The organism is Cedecea sp. B1(4) (genome assembly GCF_059414925.1).
Window position 1 is genome coordinate 1 of the sequence record NZ_JCAHMZ010000181.1, and the last position, 272, is coordinate 272.

The window sequence follows — 272 nt, forward strand, 5'->3', positions numbered from 1 at the left end:
CTGCTACTCCTGTCCCTTGGCCTGAGCCAATGGATGCTGGCACGCGATCCCGCAGGGGCGTTCTATACCTTGCCCACGCGTGCCTGGGAACTTCTGGTCGGAAGCTTGCTGGCCTCTAGCACCCAACGTGGCAAAGGCATTCCCCGCAACGCGTTCGCTACCGAATTGGCCGGTACGGCGGGCCTCGCACTGATCCTCTGGAGCGTGTTTACCTACAGCGGCAAGACCAACTTTCCGGGTTTGAATGCGTTGCCTCCCTGCCTGGGTGCGCT

Annotated in this window: 1 pseudogene; it reads left to right on the forward strand. The window is 61.8% G+C overall.

What is annotated here, in order from left to right:
* Positions 1-33 precede the first annotated feature (33 nt).
* Positions 34-272 (forward strand): annotated as a pseudogene (locus tag ACR6JA_RS22545) (acyltransferase family protein); the annotation flags it as partial.